Origin of the sequence: Streptomyces sp. NBC_01478 (genome assembly GCF_036227225.1) — a bacterium.
Classification (GTDB): Bacteria; Actinomycetota; Actinomycetes; order Streptomycetales; family Streptomycetaceae; genus Streptomyces.
The window spans coordinates 5,527,689-5,544,357 of the sequence record NZ_CP109444.1; the positions used below are offsets into that span (position 1 = coordinate 5,527,689).

The 16,669-nt window shown below is 69.0% G+C and carries 17 protein-coding genes and 2 pseudogenes; 3 read left to right on the plus strand and 16 right to left on the minus strand.

Annotation, left to right across the window (positions count from 1 at the left end):
- Positions 1–201: 201 nt before the first annotated feature.
- Together OG223_RS24835 and OG223_RS24840 are read right to left on the minus strand one after the other, a co-directional pair.
- Positions 202–915: an HAD family hydrolase gene (locus OG223_RS24835; RefSeq protein ID WP_329252681.1), complete on the minus strand. Its 714-nt coding sequence runs from the start codon at positions 913–915 to the stop codon at positions 202–204.
- Between the two features lie 29 nt (positions 916–944).
- Positions 945–1,823, minus strand: coding sequence for a GntR family transcriptional regulator (locus OG223_RS24840; RefSeq protein WP_329252684.1), 879 nt, complete (start codon positions 1,821–1,823; stop codon positions 945–947).
- 156 nt (positions 1,824–1,979) lie between these two features.
- Between OG223_RS24840 and OG223_RS24845 the strand changes: the two genes are divergently transcribed.
- Positions 1,980–2,168: a hypothetical protein gene (locus tag OG223_RS24845; RefSeq protein ID WP_329252687.1), complete on the plus strand. Its 189-nt coding sequence runs from the start codon at positions 1,980–1,982 to the stop codon at positions 2,166–2,168.
- Positions 2,169–2,212: 44 nt separating this feature from the next.
- Here OG223_RS24845 and OG223_RS24850 read toward each other — a convergent pair whose 3' ends face one another.
- The 5 genes and pseudogenes from OG223_RS24850 to OG223_RS24870 all read right to left on the minus strand — a co-directional run.
- On the minus strand, positions 2,213–3,145 hold the full coding sequence (locus tag OG223_RS24850) for a winged helix-turn-helix domain-containing protein (protein WP_329252690.1): 933 nt from the start codon (positions 3,143–3,145) through the stop codon (positions 2,213–2,215).
- A gap of 250 nt (positions 3,146–3,395) precedes the next feature.
- Positions 3,396–4,658 (minus strand): GNAT family N-acetyltransferase, encoded by a 1,263-nt coding sequence (locus OG223_RS24855; RefSeq protein ID WP_329252693.1) that lies wholly within the window; start codon positions 4,656–4,658, stop codon positions 3,396–3,398.
- 134 nt (positions 4,659–4,792) lie between these two features.
- Positions 4,793–5,261 (minus strand): annotated as a pseudogene (locus OG223_RS24860) (transposase family protein); the annotation flags it as partial.
- A gap of 53 nt (positions 5,262–5,314) precedes the next feature.
- Positions 5,315–6,175, minus strand: coding sequence for a hypothetical protein (locus OG223_RS24865; protein ID WP_329252696.1), 861 nt, complete (start codon positions 6,173–6,175; stop codon positions 5,315–5,317).
- Positions 6,176–6,456: 281 nt separating this feature from the next.
- Positions 6,457–7,212 (minus strand): annotated as a pseudogene (locus tag OG223_RS24870) (IS982 family transposase); the annotation flags it as partial.
- A gap of 54 nt (positions 7,213–7,266) precedes the next feature.
- On the opposite strand from OG223_RS24870, the gene OG223_RS24875 reads away from it, so the two are divergent.
- Positions 7,267–7,782: a putative immunity protein gene (locus OG223_RS24875; protein WP_329265450.1), complete on the plus strand. Its 516-nt coding sequence runs from the start codon at positions 7,267–7,269 to the stop codon at positions 7,780–7,782.
- Positions 7,783–7,826: 44 nt separating this feature from the next.
- Here OG223_RS24875 and OG223_RS24880 read toward each other — a convergent pair whose 3' ends face one another.
- From OG223_RS24880 to OG223_RS24890, 3 genes are read right to left on the minus strand one after another with little or no spacing between them, the layout of a single operon-like run.
- Positions 7,827–8,687, minus strand: coding sequence for a winged helix-turn-helix domain-containing protein (locus OG223_RS24880; protein ID WP_329252702.1), 861 nt, complete (start codon positions 8,685–8,687; stop codon positions 7,827–7,829).
- Positions 8,688–8,747: 60 nt separating this feature from the next.
- Entirely contained in the window at positions 8,748–9,725 is a 978-nt protein-coding gene (locus OG223_RS24885; protein WP_329252704.1) for an asparaginase, read from the minus strand.
- Between the two features lie 10 nt (positions 9,726–9,735).
- Entirely contained in the window at positions 9,736–10,341 is a 606-nt protein-coding gene (locus OG223_RS24890; protein WP_329252707.1) for an RsiG family protein, read from the minus strand.
- A 182-nt stretch (positions 10,342–10,523) separates the two neighbouring features.
- Between OG223_RS24890 and dtd the strand changes: the two genes are divergently transcribed.
- Entirely contained in the window at positions 10,524–10,949 is a 426-nt protein-coding gene (gene dtd, locus OG223_RS24895; protein WP_329252710.1) for a D-aminoacyl-tRNA deacylase, read from the plus strand.
- Positions 10,950–10,968: 19 nt separating this feature from the next.
- Here dtd and ygfZ read toward each other — a convergent pair whose 3' ends face one another.
- The 6 genes from ygfZ to OG223_RS24925 all read right to left on the minus strand — a co-directional run bounded on the left by ygfZ (position 10,969) and on the right by OG223_RS24925 (position 16,636).
- The gene (gene ygfZ, locus OG223_RS24900) at positions 10,969–11,934 is read right to left on the minus strand and encodes a CAF17-like 4Fe-4S cluster assembly/insertion protein YgfZ (protein WP_329252713.1); all 966 of its coding nucleotides are present in this window, start codon (positions 11,932–11,934) and stop codon (positions 10,969–10,971) included.
- A gap of 10 nt (positions 11,935–11,944) precedes the next feature.
- Entirely contained in the window at positions 11,945–12,382 is a 438-nt protein-coding gene (locus OG223_RS24905; RefSeq protein ID WP_329252716.1) for a Fur family transcriptional regulator, read from the minus strand.
- 15 nt (positions 12,383–12,397) lie between these two features.
- Positions 12,398–12,973 carry an FABP family protein gene (locus tag OG223_RS24910; protein WP_019062576.1) on the minus strand — a complete coding sequence of 192 codons (576 nt, stop codon included), beginning with the start codon at positions 12,971–12,973 and terminating at the stop codon, positions 12,398–12,400.
- Between the two features lie 245 nt (positions 12,974–13,218).
- Positions 13,219–14,034, minus strand: coding sequence for a hypothetical protein (locus OG223_RS24915; protein WP_329252721.1), 816 nt, complete (start codon positions 14,032–14,034; stop codon positions 13,219–13,221).
- A gap of 1,082 nt (positions 14,035–15,116) precedes the next feature.
- The gene (locus OG223_RS24920; RefSeq protein ID WP_329252724.1) at positions 15,117–15,959 is read right to left on the minus strand and encodes a hypothetical protein; all 843 of its coding nucleotides are present in this window, start codon (positions 15,957–15,959) and stop codon (positions 15,117–15,119) included.
- Positions 15,956–16,636 carry a hypothetical protein gene (locus tag OG223_RS24925; protein ID WP_329252727.1) on the minus strand — a complete coding sequence of 227 codons (681 nt, stop codon included), beginning with the start codon at positions 16,634–16,636 and terminating at the stop codon, positions 15,956–15,958. Before OG223_RS24925 ends, OG223_RS24920 begins: the two co-directional genes overlap by 4 nt.
- Positions 16,637–16,669: the final 33 nt, after the last annotated feature.

The window sequence follows — 16,669 nt, forward strand, 5'->3', positions numbered from 1 at the left end:
AACAGACGGCAACTTGACCCATTGCCCGGACGAGTCGCTAGGGGGTGGGTGTCATGGGCATCCAAGTGCTCGGGGTCACCGTGCAGTTCGACGATCTGACCCAGTTGACGCTCTGGACCATAGGGGTACTCACCTCTCTGGCGGCCTGGCTCCGCAGGCGCGGCAAGCGCTCAGGCAAGCAGAACAGTCGTACCGCCCGAGCTACCCGCGGAGCATCGTCAGCAAGGGCTCCAAGGAGCCGACCACGTGCTCTGCTCCGCCCTCCCGCAAAAGCTTCGCCTTGGATTCGTTACGCGCGTAGCCGAGGAACGGGACCCGGGCCTCACACGCGGCGTCGAAGTCCGAGGGGGAGTCGCCGATCATCAGGGCGGCGGCCGGCGCGGCCCCCATGGCGCTCAGGGCCCGGTTGAGGGAGTGCGGGTCGGGCTTGAGCCGGTGGAGGTTCTGGGTGCGGCCGTAGATGTGCGGGGCGAAGCAGGTGAGGAGACCGCGGCTCTCCAGGTACTCGCGGGCCACCTGGGGGGAGTTGTTCGTGGCGATCGCCAGTCGGGAGCCCACCGCGGTCCAGGTGCGGATCAGGATGTCGGCGTAGGCGGTGGGCATCGCGGAGGCGGCGGCTCTCATCTCCTCCTGGGTGAGACGTTCCTCCAGCTCTGCCACCAGGTCGCTGCCGGGATGCCGGCGGTCCACGGCGCGCAGCACTATGTGCGGGTCCAGGGATTTCCGTTCGGTCTCCGTGAGCAGGCCGTGAAGGCCTCGCCCCTCCAGCCAATCGGCCAGTTCGCGGGCCACCCGCTCCGCCTTGTGTCCCGCGAAGAGCCGGCAGATCGGTCCGTCGAAATCCCACAGCACCACTCGCGCACGCGTGATCAGTTCCCGCAGGTTCTCGGTCTCTTCCGCTGTCTCTGCTGTCACCGGTTCAGTCTGCGCCGTATCAGGAGTCACTAGGAGAGTGTCAGGTCCGTGGTGATTGTTTCCCAGAGGGCGTTGAACCACTTCTGCGACTCCTCCACGAACGCGGCGTCCCGTTGGCCGGCCTGTCTCAGGAAGGAGAAGAGGACGGACTGGGAGCCGAGGGCGTCGTACATCTCCAGGGTCTCGCTCTGGTACTCCTCCTCCCGCTCGTCGAGCACGTAGTACCCCAGCAGGGCCTCTTCCTCGTTCAGGAGATACAGCTTGATCGGCGGCGTGAACGGCAGGGCGCGGAAGGTGACATGGACGTCGATGCCGTGGGTGGCGCGGAGGGCCAGCAGGTTGTGCTGGAGTACCTGGGCCTGGGCGTTGCGCATCGTCAGCCAGCGCTGGTGGACCGGGTCGTCGTCGCCGCGGTCCTCCACCGACACCGGGAAGGCCAGGGCGATCTCCCGGGAGGGGAGCAGCACGCGGACGTCGACCGAGGCCGGGCGGGCGCGGCCCTCGTGGATCAGGCGGACCGACTCGCCCACCGCGAGCATCAGGCTCTCGGCCGTCAGGCAGGCCGCGTCGACCCGTACGTTCGGCTTGGTGAACGCCTCGGACAGGCGGGGGGCCAGGGCCACCATGGTCGGCTGGGGCTCGCCCGGCACCGGAGAGGGCTCCGCGATCCGCGGCGGACTCCCCTTGCTCACATTGGTCAGCAGACCCGCCTCCTGGAGCAGGCGCAGTGCCTGGCGTACGGCGCCGCGTTCGACGCCGAACTCCTCCGCCAGGTCGGCCTGGGTGGGCAGGCGGTCCCCCGCCCTGAGGTCTCCGGTGCGGATGCGGTCCCGAAGGGCGTCGGCGATCTCCTGGGGCGAGAAGCTTCTGCTGCCGTTCACTGCCACGTTCTCCTGGGTCACGACCAAACGGTATAACTCTGCCCCATCTAAGGGGAGTTGTTTGGAACCTGATTGTAAGTAGGTGTGAGTAGGTGCCAATCGGGAACAACTTAAGCAGAGTTGGCTGCCAACTTCTCCAAGTTGGTGGAAGTTTTGCTTCCACAGCCCAAAGGGGGAACCACCGTGCCTGCCATAGCCCTCCTCTCCGCCGTCTTCGTCGTCGGCTTCGAGCAGATCGTCCAGTGGAAGTACGGCGCCACCGGGATCATCGGTCTGCTGTTGCTCTCCATCGGCATCAAGGCCAAGAGCCCGGCCATCAGCTCCATCGGGGCCGTCATGCTGGCCCTGCTGGTCACCGGACCGGCTCTGTGACCCGTACGACGGGCCCCTGTCGGGTCAGCCGCCGCGGGAGGTGATCAGCTCGTGGGTGTCAGCGTGAGCTCCGAACTGATCGTCTCCCACAGTGCGTTGAACCACAGGTGCGACTGTTCCACGAACGTCGTGTCCCGCAGCCCCGCACCCTGCTCGAAGGCGAACAGCATCGACTGGGTGCCCTCCGCGTCGTACATCTCCACCTGCTCCTGCCCGATGTCCGCCTCGCGCTGGCTCAGCGTGTAGTAGGCGAAGAGCGCCTCCGCGCCGTTGAGCAGGTACAGCTTCACGGGCGGGGTGAAGGGGAGGGCGCGGAACGTGACGCGCACGTCGATGCCGTGCGTCGCGCGTAACGCGAGCAGGTTGTGCTTCAACACCTGTCCCTGCGCGTTGCGTTGGGCGAGCCAGCGGCGTTGCAGCTTGCCGTCGAACGGGGCGTCCACCCGCTCCTCGCGGTCCACCCGGGAGGGGAAGGCGAGGTCGATGTCGCTGCTCGGCAGCAGCACCCGGACGTCGACCTTGGCCGGTTTCAGACGTCCGGCGTGGATCTGACGCAGCGGCTCCCCGATGGCCAGCGTGAGCGAGACGGCGGTCAGACAGAGGGCCTCTATCTCGACGTGCGGTTGCGCGAAGGCCGCCGCGATGCGCGGTCCCAGGCCCACCATCGTCGGCTGCGGCGGTGCTCCCGGGCCGGTCAGCGCCAGGGTGAGGTCGGGGGCCACGGTCGCCGGGCTGCCTTTGGAGACGTTGGTGAGAAGCTGCTCGGACTGCAGGATGCGCAGCGCCTGTCGTACGGCCCCTCGCTCGACGCCGAACTCGTCCGCCAGCTTGGCCTGGGTGGGCATGCGCTGGCCGGGCCGCAGTACACCGGACCTGATCCGGGTGCGCAGCTCGTCAGCCAGCTCGTGGTGTGACCACTGTGGCCGTGGTGACCTCGTCCGTCCATTGACGGTGGCGTGTTCCGGGTCCACGACCAAACACTACAACTTCCCGCCATCTTTCGGCAGTTCAAGGAAAGGTGGTTATGAGACGTACCCAAGAGGAGATAACTAGAAGAGAGTTGGTCGCCAACTTGGCTAACTTGGCCGACCGGGTCTCTCTCCTGGAGGGGAGCCGAGAGCCCGGCGGCCGGCACCACCACAACTGAACAATCACAACTGAACAGCTACGGATGAGTCCAGCAAGAGTCCAGTGAGTCCTTCAACAGGCACCAGGCGAAAGGGTCGTTCAGAAGATGTCCGGGCACCAAGGCCGCCTGGACGTACGCAGCAGGGCGTCGGCCACACGGGCGGCGCCCGCTCGTTCTTCCCGCACCCGGCCCAGCGCCGCGAGCCGTACGGCCGACTCGTCCCCCAGCCACAGCGTCGCCAACTCCCGCACGTCCAGCGTGAGTTCGGCGCTCTCCGCGGTCGGCGTGCAGGACGCGCCCCGCGCCGAGGCCACCAACCGGTAGCGCCCGCCCGCAAGGCCGGCCGCGTCGACCACCTCGAACACCAGCGTGCCCTCCCCCTCGTACGAACGCGCCTCCATGGCCCGTACGACATCCAGGATCCGCACCCACAGCCAGTCCGCCTGGGTCGTGATCGTGGCCGCGCGCGGGTCCGGCAGGAGGAGGGGCAGCAGGTCGTCGGGGGAACGCCAGCCCGACTTCACCTTCGCCACCCAGTCGATCGAGCAGAGATGGTGCCACAGGGCACGCTCGGCGGCCGGGGTGGTGGCGATCAGCCCCCGCACGGTGGCCGTGTCGACCGGCTGCTTGGCGTCGTTCCAGGTGTCGTCGCAGGCGTACGTGGCCAGGCCCTGCACCTCGCCGTCCGCCGCGCGGTAGACGGCGTGGAACGGCTCCGCCCACGGCGCCGCGCGCGTCAGGCGTACGGCCCCCGTGGTGACCTGCCAGTAGCGGTCGTCGCGGTTGATCGCGCCGGGCTGGGCGCGGCGCAGCCGCTCGTGCAGTTCGGGACCGAGCTTGCGTACGTCCTCGGCGTCCACCAGGTCGATACGGCCGCCGTCCTCCGGTGCCGACCAGCGGGGGTCCAGGCCGGCCCGCGTGACGTCGATCTCCCACTGGGTCGCCGAGGTGGCGGGACCGAAGCCGTAGCGGCCGTAGATCCGGTACTCGGCGGCGATGAGCGTGGCGACGACGTCGCCCCGTTCCTTCGCGGCCGCCAGGTCCCGCTCCATCATGCGGGTCAGCAGGCCGCGGCGGCGGTGGGTGACCGTGACGGTGACGTTCGAGATCGCGTCGGCGGGGACGGGGGTGCCGCCGACCGCCGTGAGCTCCTGCGGGAAGGAGCGGAAGGTCGCGACGCAGCGGCTGCCGTCGAAGGCGCCGAGGGTGCGGGTCAGGTCGATGTAGCTGCTGCGGTCGGCGAGTTCGTCGTCGGAGACGTCCGGAGTGCGCAGGAAACCGGTGTTCAGGGCGCGGATCCAGTCGGGGATCTCGGGGGGTGTGACGGGGCGTACGGCGAGGTCGTTTGCGCGCGGGGTCATGGGGTCACGGTAGGTCGGTGGGGTTGGGTGTCGCGCGGATTTTTCTCGCCCCCGCCGCCCCTACCCGTCCCATCCTCCGGGGGCTCCGCCCCTGGACCCCGCTGGTGCCGGCCAGTACGGAAAGGCCGCGATCGGATGGTGCGGTCGTGCTCGAGTTGGAGCAGGACGAGGGCGGCGGCGATCTGTGCGATGCGGCTGGGGTCGAGGCTGACCATGCGCAGGGCCTTGAAGGTGGTTTTGGGCAGGGAGTTGGCGCGTTCGCAGACGCAGTGGATGCCGCGGATGACCTTGTGACGCAAGCCGGTGCCGGCGTTTTCGTAGCCGAGGTCGACGAGGGTCGGCATGTCCAGCTCGGCCGCGATGAGGTCGAGGGCGTCGATCAGGCCGTGGTGGCGGGCGCAGGTGGTGTCGTGCTCCCGGGCGGACCGGTGAGACCCAGATCGGCCGGCCGTCCGGGGTGGCAATGACCTCCACGTTCCCACCGTGGTGCTGGTGTTTTCCGGACCACCAGAGGTCGGCGCCGTTGGGGCCGGGGGCGGCGACGCGGCCGGTGCGGATGACAGTGCCGTCGGGGCTCAGATGCGTCAGCCCGGCCGCCTTCGCTACCGCCGCAACACCCACCACGCCCCCCACCACGCCCCCGAACACGGAGCGGGTCACGGACGGGCCGGACCAACCGTCACGCTGAGTCGATCATGAGCGTGTCGGGCGACGGTGTACTCGTCGAATCCCGCCCACCGCCACAGCCGGCGCAGCGGGCGCGGGCGGTCTTCGACATCGAGGTCAGGATGGTCGACGGCATGCCGAACGGCCGCGGCGAGCAGCCGATGCCGTAATTTGCCGAGAATCCGGCCCCAGTCGGCACTTTTGTAGTTCAGGTCCCAGGCGACGCTGGGTCTGAAGTCTGCGTGGTAGAGCTCGCGGCCCCAGCGCAGGACGAACCCCGCGCGCGGTTCCCAGTTCACCGGTGCGGGCGGGCTCCGCACGAACAGCCAGAATTCGTTCAGCCGGCCGTCAGCGAGCAGGTCACGCAACGGCCGATCTCCAGAAGGAGGCGTGGTGAGGGAGTCCAAGGGGGCGGCGGACGGCGGCTGACCACGATGCTGCCACCGGGGTGGGGGGCCGTAGAGCAGGCGCATGATCATCTCGGTGTACTCGGCGTCCCATGCGGCAGGGCCGCCCGGCGTGGAGGGGCCACGGGCCGCAAGGAGGAGTCGGGCGCGTTCGGCGAGCGCCTCGTTGACGCAGTACGTGAACCACACGAAGTGTCCGAGCCGGCGTGCCGATCTCCCCAGACCGACGTGTTGTGTCCACGCTCGGCCGCCGTCCTCACCGTGCAGGACGAGGACGTTGTTGTCGCGCGGCGCGTTGTCCCGTGACCGGCGGCGGGGGATGTCCAGGACCAGCAGCGAGTCCAACGCGAACCGCGTCGTGCGGCCCCAGGGCAGGAGCCAGGCCCTCCGCGTCAGTTCGACAGCGTGGCCGTCGAACTCGACTACGGTCCAGCACGTGCTCACGCGCAGCGGTGTAGTCGGCGGCGCACCAGGATCGCGGGGTAACGTCACCCCGGCAGTATGACCAGGCCCGGCTGCGCCGGGAACTCTAAAGCCCTGACGCAATGGGCACTTCCCAGTAACCGTCGGCCACCGCCCGTGGGCGCGAGGCGCGTCGCACGGTCCGCGGTATCCCAAGTCCGGGCACGCGCAAGGCCCCTGTTAAGAACGATCTTGCGAAGGAAAGTTCTGAACAAGGGGCCTCACGTGCCGACCGGTGTCACATACACCGCCGTGCTTGATGTGAAGGTCTCGTTGACCGACTCGATGACCTGCCGCAACGGTTTGAACAGGGGAGCTCCGGGCCGTTCCGGCTCGCCCTTGCGGGTCGGCCGCAGCAGCCGGATGCCCTCTTCGGCGAGCTCGTCTTCGAAGCCCCGGCCGAAGTAGTTCCTGTCGCCGATCAGGGTTTGGGCAGGACGCGAGGCGACGAGGCCGGGTTCGGCGGCCAGGAGGTCCAGCAGGATCTCGCGCTCGTCGGCCTTGGCCCCGGTCAGAGTGAAGGCGACGGGCAGGCCCTGGAGGGTGCACACCAGATGCAGCCGCAGGCCCCAGAAGAAGCGGCTGTGACTGGCGCAGTACCCCTCGGCCCATCCGGCCGGCTCGGAGCGTTTGACGGTCTCGCGTGAGCGGCCGCATTCCACCGGAGTGGAGTCCACGATCCAGACATCGTCGCTCCACACCGAGGTTTCGGTGGCCAGTAGCCGGGTGACCCGGCGGAGCAGCTCGGCGGCCTTGCGCAGTCGTTTGTTGTAGCCGGGCTGCCTGGGCAGGTACGGGAAGAGATGTCGCAGGTGGGAGCGGGCGTGGCGGAGCCATCTGGCCTCGGAGGTGAAGCCGAGCATCGCCTGCGTCGCCGTCGGCGTGACCAGCTCTGCGTCGGTGAGCTGCGGGGCGATGCCTACGGCCGGCCGCCATGGCGCGAGATTGGGCGACGCCTTCAGCAGATCATCGGTCTTGACATAAAGTGCGGTCGCGAGGGAGTCCAACTCTGTCTTCACACACTGACGTTGGACGCCCTCGCCCTGTGCGCGCAGTCGATCCCCGGGAATACCATGATCCTCCCCAAAGATCGTGACCCCCGCTTCATCACCATCCGCCGCGGGGGGACGCTTACGGACTCCGACCATCGACTCCTGGCCTTGTGGGCTGCCGCGTGCGCGGAGCATGTTCTGCACCTCTTCGAGTCGGTGCAGCCCTCGGACCTGCGCCCCCGCGAGGCAATCGAGCAGGTTCGGGCATGGACATGCGGTGAGATCAGGATGTCCGAGTCCCGAGCGGCGGGTGGCCATGCCATGGCTGCGGCCAGGGAGTCGAGCGGAGCCGCTCGGCACGCCGCATTTGCTGCCGGCCAGGCGGCAGTGGTGGCGCATGTCGCCGCACACGAACTTGGCGCTGCGGCCTACGCGATCAAGGCCGTGCGTGCGACGGCCCCCGGACGGCAAGGTGAGAGCGCCGGCCACCTCGAGTGCCGTTGGCAGCGCGAACAGCTCCCGGATGTGATTCGCGAACTCGTCCTGGACGATCAGCGGTTGCGAAACGAGATCTGCTGGTCGGTCTTCGACTGCTGACGTGCGTGACCGCTTGTCTGTACTGACCCCTTGGAATCGATCATCTAGTCGGCGAGATGCTCCCACACGGAGTCGAACCACTCCTGCATGTTCGTTACCACCATCGTTCCCTGCGAATGGAGTTCGGTGTCCTTCGTATGGTGGGTGAGACCGGCGCCCAGGCCCTCGACATCGAGGACGCCCTCGATCACTTCACCGTCCTCCATTTCGATGGACCGCCGGTACACCATGTACGGGCCGCTCACCGCCTCTGTCCCGTTGAGGAGATAGAGCTTGGACTGCGGCACCAACGGGATCGGGCGGATCCGGAGATCCACGGAGGGCACGAGCCCCGTCGCCCTCAGGTCGTGCAGCGTGGCGTGCAGGGATGCGGTGTGCCGCCTCGTGATGTCCAGGAACCGCGCTTTCAGACGCATGTCCTCAGCCGGCTGCCCGGTCCGCCAGTACGGGAGTTCAAGTGATTCGGCGGGCAGCACCATGCGCAGGGTGATGCTCTGCGGGGCGATCTCTCGGGCTCGTATCCGCTCCGCCTGCATGCGGATGTGCGCGTCCAGCGACTCGGACGTCAACGTGAAGACGTCCAGGGCCACTTCAGGCTGCCCGAAGGCGTGATCGATGAGCGGGCGGAGCGTGACCGTCCTGCCGCTCGTCGGTGAGTGGACCCGCTGGCTCTTGACGACCCGGGAACCGCCGCCCTGGCGCGTCTCGATCCAGCCCTCGCTCCGCAGCTCCCTGAGAACCCTCTGCACGGTGTCACGAGAGACCATGAACTCAGATGCCAGTTCGCGCTGCGAAGGCAGGAACGAGCCCTCGGGGCACCCTCCGTCGTTCATCCGCGCCCGCAGCTCACCCGCGACGCGCTGGAACTGCCTGCCGCCACTGTCGCCCGGGGTGCGGTCATTCACACGGCGAACGTACCCCTCATCACCGCCGGACGAACTCACGGAATCCGGCAGAACCACGCCCTAGAACACCGCCCGAATCTCCCCCACCACCCGGCCCCCACCCAGCACGCTCACCACACCCAGTTCCTTGACGGGCACCCCCATCAGGTCCAGCGCCCGCCCGAGCACCGGCCCCAACGCCCGCCCCGCCCCGTCCTCCACCTTGAACGCAAGCGCCCGCCCATCCGGAAGGGCAACCGCCTGGACGGCCTCCGCGCCCATCTTTGACAGGAGGCCCGGTACCGCGCGCATCAGGTGGGTGTCGGGGCGGCGGGTGCCGGCCACGTACTCGGGGTGGGTGCGCATGGCGTCGGCTACTCGGCGTTCGGGGGTGCCGGGGGTGGAGAGGACGAAAGTGCGGTAGGCGCGGGCCAGGCCGGTCAGGCTGATCGCCATCAACGGGGCGCCACAGCCGTCCGTGCCTACCGCTGCCACTTGCTCACCCGAAACTTTTTCCACAACCCTGTGGATAAGTTTCTGGAGGGGGTGTTCCGGGTCCAGGTACGAGTCCAGCGGCCAGCCGCGCAGTGCGCTCGCCGCCAGCATGGCGGTGTGTTTGCCGGAGCAGTTCATGGCGATGCGGTCGCGTACGGCGCCCGACGCCAGGTACGTCTCCTGTTCGACCGGGTCCAGCGGGAGGTCCGGCGGGCACTGCAACTGGCCCGCGTCCAGGCCGTGTTCGGCGAGGAGTCGGCGTACGAGGTCTCGGTGGAAGAGTTCGCCGGAGTGGCTTGCCGCGGCGATCGCCAGGCGTTCGCCGGTCAGGTCCAGGCCCGCGTGGAGGACACCGGCCGCCTGCATCGGCTTGTTGGAGGAGCGGGGGAAGACGGGGGTGGTCGTGTCGCCCAGGGACCGTTCCACGGAACCGTCCGGCGCCAGGATCACCAGGCTGCCCCGGTGCCGGCTCTCGACGAAGCCGGAGCGGACGACCTCCGCGAGCACCGGAGGGGGCGCGGAGGAAACCTGGGAAACCGCGGAATCCTTGTCTTCAGCCGTCACGCCGGGCTCCTCACATCAGCAAGTCGTCCACCTGTGCCTCTCCCTCACGGTACCTGCGGGCGATCTCCGCGCTACAGCCGTCGGCCGTGTGCTGGAGGACCTGACGGCGCCGGGACACCTGCTGTTCGTAGCGCACCAGGCGGCCCATCGCCGTGGTCAGTTCCAGGTCGGTGCGGGCCTCCAGGTCGGACAGTTCGACCTCGGCGAGCATCTCGGCGGCCAGCAGCCGGTACTCCTCGCTGTGCGGGGTGCCCAGCGTGACGTGCCGGGCCGAGGAGCGGTGCCGGGCGGGTGCGTCGGTGAGGATCTCCGAGAGACGGTCCACCACGGAGGCCGCGCCCGCCGGGGAACGGCGGGCCAGTTCCGCGCGCAGGATGTCGATCCGGCCCTGGAGGAGCCGTCGTACGTAACTCAGGTCGGCCTCGTCCCGCTGGGCGTCGCGGCGCAGCGCGCGCAGTTCCGGGAGCCGCAGCACGGTCAGGTCGGGTGCGGGCGGTTCGGCGGGCAGCAGCGGGCTGTCGACGCGCTGCACGGGCGGGCGGCGGCGGCCGGCCGATCCTCCCCCGCGGATCAGCGAGACAGCCCCAGGGGGCTGCCCGGTACTCGGTGTGCTCATGTGCCTCTACCCGTCCCCTCGACCGGCGTGTGGACTGCATCGTGCCACCCCCGGTGGCCGCTATGTGACCGAGTGCCCCCGAACGGCCCCAGATGGGGGGTTAAGCGTCAAAAATAGGCCCGCGGGAGGTGCCTCGGAGGCCCCCCGGAGGTCGTTCCCGACCGCACGGCATCATGGGACCCATGCGAGCAGTGGTGCAGAGGGTGGACGGCGCGAGTGTCGTCGTCGACGGCGAGACGGTCGGAGCCGTCGACGGTGAGGGGCTGTGCGTCCTCGTCGGCGTCACCCACGAGGACACCAAGGAGAAGGCGGCCCAACTGGCCCGCAAACTATGGTCGATCCGCATGCTCCACGACGAGAAGTCGTGCAGTGATATTGATGCGCCGCTCCTCGTGATCAGTCAGTTCACGCTGTACGGAGATGCCCGCAAGGGGCGCCGGCCCACCTGGAACGCGGCCGCCCCCGGCGACATCGCGGAGCCCCTCGTCGACGAGGTCGTCGCCCAACTCCGCGCCCTGGGCGCCACGGTGGCCACGGGCCGCTTCGGCGCCCAGATGCGCGTCTCGCTCACGAACGACGGCCCGTTCACCGTCGTGGTGGACCTCTAGGGTTCGTCGTCGTGGACCTCTAGGGTTCTACGACGACTTCCTGAGCGGCCGCCGTGTTGTCCGCCAGCAGTCGCGCGTCCAACGGCACGTTCCGCTTCACCAGGGCCAGGGCGATCGGGCCCAGTTCGTGGTGCCGTACGGACGTCGTGATGAAGCCGATCTTCCGGCCCTCCGCGCCCTCCTCCGCGAGGCGCAACTCCGTTCCGTGGGGCGGGAGATGGACCTCGCTGCCGTCGAGGTGGAGGAAGACGAGGCGGCGCGGGGGCTTGCCCAGGTTCTGGACGCGGGCGACCGTCTCCTGGCCCCGGTAGCAGCCCTTCTGCAGATGAACTGCCGTGCCGATCCAGCCCAGTTCGTGCGGGATGGTGCGGTGGTCGGTCTCGAAGCCGAGGCGGGGGCGGTGGTGTTCGACGCGGAGCGCCTCGTAGGCGAGGAGGCCGGCCGGGGGGCCGGACTTCTCGGCGTACGACTCCAGGTCCTCACGCGGGAGGAACAGGTCGCGGCCGTACGGCGTCTCGCGTACGACGACGCCGGCCGGGACCTCGGCGATGGAGCCGGCGGGGACGTGCACGACCGCGAACTCGCTTGTGCGGTCGGTGACTTCGACGCGGTAGAAGAACTTCATCGACTCCAGGTAGGCGATCAGCGCGTCCTGGGTGTCCGGTTCGGTGTGCATCCACACCGTGGTGCCGTCGTCGACGAGGTACAGGGCGTGCTCGATGTGACCGTGCGCGGAGAGGATCAGCGCTTCGGTGGCGACGCCGGTGGGGAGGTCGCTGACGTGCTGGGTGAGCAGGAGGTGCAGCCAGCTCAGCCGGTCGTCGCCGGTGACGGCGACCACCGCGCGGTGCGAGAGGTCCACGAAACCGGTGCCGTCGGCGAGGGTGCGCTGCTCGCGGAACAGGTCTCCGTAGTGGGCGGCGACGCCTTCGTCCACTCCTTCGGCGGGGACGGCGCCGGGCAGGGACAGCAGGGGGCTCTTCATACAGGTAAGCCTACGACTCGGTAGTTGAAGTCTTCATGGAACAGTCGCGGCATCTGCCGAAGATCGCGAAGTGCTTCATGTCGGTCTCGAAGCCGAACGTGTCCCGCAGCTTGGCCCGGAACTCGGCGGCGACCTCGACATCGGCCTCGATGACGTTCGTGCAGTCACGGCAGACGAGGTGGATGTGATGGTGCCGGTCCGCGAGGTGGTACGTCGGCGCACCGTGCCCCAGATGGGCGTGACTCACCAGCTCAAGCTCTTCGAGCAGCTCCAGCGTTCTGTACACGGTCGAGATGTTGACCCCCGACGCCGTCTTCCTCACCTCGATGAGGATGTCGTCGGGGGTCGCATGCTCAAGGGTGTCCACGGCTTCGAGCACGAGTTGCCGCTGCGGCGTCAGCCGGTAGCCGCGCTGCCTGAGGTCGCTCTTCCAGTCGGTGCTCACCACACTCGAAGTGTAGGTCTACTTGAAGAATGCGATTCCGTCGTCCGGCATGTCGTCCGGGAGGGCCTTCGCCCAGCGTTCGACGTCGTCCGGGGTGACGATCTTCTTCAGGTGGGCGGACATGTAGGGGCGGAGTTCGACCTCGGGGGTCTGCTTCTCGCCGACCCACATGAGGTCGCTCTTGACGTAGCCGTAGAGGCGCTTGCCGCCGGTGTAGGGGCCGGAGGCGGCGGTGCGGGCGACGGCGTCCGTGACCAGGTCGATCTGGGGCTTCTGCTTGGCGAGCTCGCCGTACCAGATCTCGACGACTCCGTCGTCGCGGGTCATCGTGACCTCGACCTTGCGGTCCGCGTCGATGCGCCAGAAGCCGGACTCGGTCTCCAGGGGGCGGACCTTGTTGCCGTCGTTGTCCAGGACCCAGGTGTGGGAGCGGTACTCCAGGAAGTCGCGGCCGTCGTGCGTGAAGGAGACCTCCTGGCCGAAGTTGCACTTCTCGGAGCCCGGGAAGTCGTGCACGCCCGCGCCGGCCCACTCGCCGAGCAGGAAGACGAGGGGGACCAGGTCCTTGTGGAGGTCGGAGGGGATCTCGATCATGGCGTCAGCAGTTCCTCGGTGGGGGTCAGCGCTGGCCCTGGTACAGCTTCTTCACGCTCAGTCCGGCGAAGGCGAGGACGCCGACGCAGACCAGGACCAGCAGGGTTTCGAAGAAGATCTCCAACACGGGTGCTCCTTGAGCGGTACGGCGGCACGGGCGGTGCGGGCGGTACATGTACGTAGGCCGGGGCCCAGCTTAGTCGGCCGGGCCCCGGTGCTCTCTGCGAGGTACTGCTCAGCGCGGCTCAGCCCAGGAGCTGGCTCTGCAAGGTCACCGTCTGTGCGAAGGGGACCGCCTTCGCGAGGCCCTTTCGGGACTGGACGACCAGCGCGAGGGTGTCACCGGCCGAGAGGTAGGCCTGGCGGACGTCCTCGGCGCCGTACGGCTTGTCCTCCGTGTACGCCGAGGCCCTGACGTTGGCGGCGAGGTTCTCGGACTTGACGGCGTCGTCGTAGGTGGTGGCCGGGGCGCCGGCCAGGGGGTAGACCGGGGTGTCGTACGAGATGAGGTCGTCCGAGAACAGCGAGTCCGCGGGGATCGCGGTGCCGAACTGGAGGAGGTAGATCCTCGTGCGTGTGCCGTCCGGTGTGGTCCAGCCGCCGGCCGCGATGTGCCGCAGGCCCTGGTCGGTGAGTTTCTGGGCCAGTTCCTTTCGGTCGTCGGGGTCGGCGTACTGCGCGAGGAACGTCTTCGTCGCCAGCCAGCCGTCCGTGCCGCGCAACGCCGCGTCGGCCCGCGCACCCTTCGGCGCCGGCAGCACCAGCGCCCGCAGATCCGCGTAGTGGGCGTTCACCTTGTTGGCCGCGTCGAACGGCCCCGGGCTGCCCGAGGGCAGAGGCGGCTTGACGATCTCCGGGTAGTCCCAACGCCCGTCCGCCACGGTCGCAAGCCCGGGCACGTCCGTCCGCTTCATCTGCGTGATCCCGTACGCCGTCCCCACCCCGCCCACGGCAAACACGACAACAACGGCGGTCCAGCGAAGCGCTGCGCGCAACACCCGACGGTCCTTCTTGCGTACGGGGGGCTCCGCCGCGGGGACGGGTGGGGGTGCGTCTGGCATGGGCGGGATGACGGCCGGGGGTGGCGTCGCGTCAAGGGCCGGGAGCGCGGCGGAGGCCAGGGACACGGTCGGGGCCGGGGCTGCATCCGAGGCCAGAGCCACAGCCGGGGGCGCGTCCGGGGCCGGGGTCAGGACCGCATCCGAGGCCGGAGCCAAGGCCACAGTCACGTCGGAAGCCGAAGCCGAAACCGGGTCCGAGGCCAGGGCCGGGACCACGTCCAAGGCCAAGGTCGCACCAGGGGCCGGAGTCTCGTCAGAACTCGGCGCCGCGCCCGAGGCCGGACCCGCGTCCGAGACCGGAGCCACATCCAGGGTCGCGTCCGGGGTCGCAGCCAGCGTCGGGGCCGCGTCCGGCGCCGATGTCGGGGCCTCGGCCGGAACGGCGGCCGAAGTCGCCGCCTGGGGCGCAGCCGCTGCCGGGTTCTCTTCAGAAGCCAGGGCCGCGTCTGCGATCGGGGCCGCATCCGAGACCGGCGTCGCAGCCGAGACCGAGGCAAGGGCAGGGACCGCGTCCGACGCCGATGCCAAGATCTCAGCCGGGACTGCACCCGAAGCCACAGCCGCAGCCGCAGCCGGAGTCTCGACAGAAGTCGGCTCCACACCCGAGGCCGGAGCCAGGTCCGGGACCACGTCCGAAGCCGGGACCACAGCTGGGGCCGCCGCCGAGGTCACGTCCAGCGCCGATGCCGGGGCCTCTTCAGAAGTCAGAGCCGTATCTGCAATCGGGGCCGCATCCGAGACCACGTCCGAAGCCAGAGCCGCAGCCGGGGTCGCACCCGAAGCCGAAGCCGAAGCCGGAGTCTCGGCAGAACCCGGCGCCACGCGCGAGGCCGGAGCCAGGGCCGGGACCGCGTCCGACGCCGGGGCCGGGGCCGCCGCCAAGGTCACGTCCGACGCCGATGTCGGAACCTTGGCCGAGACAGTGGCCGGGGCGGCCTCCACCGAGACGGCGCCCGAGACCGAAGCCGAGGCCAAAGTCACGTCCGAAGCCGCACCCTCGCCCTCGCCCGCACCCGTGCTCGCACCCGCACCCCCACCCGCCGTAACCACCGAAGGCGTCGCGTCCTGCTGCTGTTGCTCGGTCATACCGCTTCCCCCGTCGTCTTGATGCGGTCGAGCTGGGCGCCCATGAAGGACGCGATCTCCTTTGTGTCCATGGCCTTTGTGCCGGAGGCGTTGAGGGTGATCATGACGTCGGAGACGGAGGCGAAGCAGACCATGGCGGTGAGTTTCTCGCCGGACTCGTTCTTCGGGAGGAAGCACTTCGCGGTTTTGTGGCCCGGGACGGCGGGACCCTTGCGGAACACGGTGACCGTGTCGAGGAGTTCGTTCTCGTACGCCGTGATGTTGCGCGCGGCCTTCTCGTCCATCTGGGCCAACTGGACCTCGACCGTGTAGGTGTTGGTCTCCTGCGCGGCGGGGTACAAGTAGCTGCGCATCGCTATGCCCTTGATCTTCTCCCGGTCGATCTGCTTCTCCAGCAGGAGCCGTTGGGAGCGGGGCAGGCCGCTGAGCTCCTCCTTGCGCAGGGCCGTCGCCTCGCGGCCGGTGAGTTCCGCGTCGGCACCGAACTGCGCGATGTCCGGACCCCGGACATACCCGCTCGCCGTATACGGCTGGAGCACGGCCCGCAGCCCCTTCGCCGCCACCGCCTTCGGCTCCTTCGCGGCCTTGGGGAACTTCCACACGGGCGCACCCGCGTCCCGGTCCGCGCCCTTCACGGTCACCACCGTGTACCCGACCGCGCCGACGACAGCGAGAGCCAGCAGCGCGCAGCCTGCAACAGCGGCGATACGACGCCCGCGGGCCCGCCGCACCGGATCCACGGGGGCTCCACCACCCGCAACTACGCCCTCAGCCACCGGAGTTGTCGTCACCGCGGCCGACTCCACCGGACCGACCTCACCGAACTGGTTCTCGGTCACAGCCGCTCCATCTGCCGCTTGGCCAGATCCATGATGGCCTTCTTCGAGACCGGCTTCGTGTCGTTGATCCACATCTCCATCGCGATGTCACCACGCCACGCATGCGCCTCGGCCTGGTACTCGTCCAGGTAACCCGCCTCGCGCTCCGGGGAGTTGTGGACGTACACCATCCCGTCCCCGGTGCCGGGGATCGCCCACTGGTCGGTGTCCGACTCGCGCTCGGACCAGTAGTACGCGTCCTCCGCCGCCTCGGAGGCCGCGAGATCCGTCTCCTGGCGGTACTGCACCAGCCGGATCTCGACGGTACGGTTCCCGCTGACCAGCCAGTTGGTGACCGCCGCGCGCCGGAACTGGTCCGCGCCGAGGTCACCGAAAGCCGTGTCCGGCTTGTCGAACATCTCCGCGTACGCGTCCAGGCTCAGCCAGCCGTCCTCGCCCACGGTGTAGTCCGCCGCCCGCGCCCCGCTCGGCCTCTTCAGCAGAAGCTTGCGCAGGTCGCCGTCGACCTTGACCTGACGGTCCTGCGCGGCGGACAACGGCTCCGGAGCCGGCCCCTTCGCCTGCGCGAGAGTCGGCTGCGAGAGCGAGGGCAACTTGTCTGGTGCGCGGCCCGCCTGGATCAGGAAACCCGTGCAACCACCGGCCACGACACCGAGCACCGCGGCGACCGCGATCAACAGCGTCGTACGGCCACGGGTTCGCTTCGTCCT

What these genes read in the sequence shown, in the direction of transcription:
- OG223_RS24855 (WP_329252693.1), bottom strand. Translation starts at nt 4,658, where the DNA reads ATGACCCCGCGCGCAAACGACCTCGCCGTACGCCCCGTCACACCCCCC.
- OG223_RS24875 (WP_329265450.1), top strand. Translation starts at nt 7,267, where the DNA reads ATGATCCTCCCCAAAGATCGTGACCCCCGCTTCATCACCATCCGCCGC.
- OG223_RS24890 (WP_329252707.1), bottom strand. Translation starts at nt 10,341, where the DNA reads ATGAGCACACCGAGTACCGGGCAGCCCCCTGGGGCTGTCTCGCTGATC.
- dtd (WP_329252710.1), top strand. Translation starts at nt 10,524, where the DNA reads ATGCGAGCAGTGGTGCAGAGGGTGGACGGCGCGAGTGTCGTCGTCGAC.
- ygfZ (WP_329252713.1), bottom strand. Translation starts at nt 11,934, where the DNA reads ATGAAGAGCCCCCTGCTGTCCCTGCCCGGCGCCGTCCCCGCCGAAGGA.
- OG223_RS24910 (WP_019062576.1), bottom strand. Translation starts at nt 12,973, where the DNA reads ATGATCGAGATCCCCTCCGACCTCCACAAGGACCTGGTCCCCCTCGTC.
- OG223_RS24915 (WP_329252721.1), bottom strand. Translation starts at nt 14,034, where the DNA reads ATGCCAGACGCACCCCCACCCGTCCCCGCGGCGGAGCCCCCCGTACGC.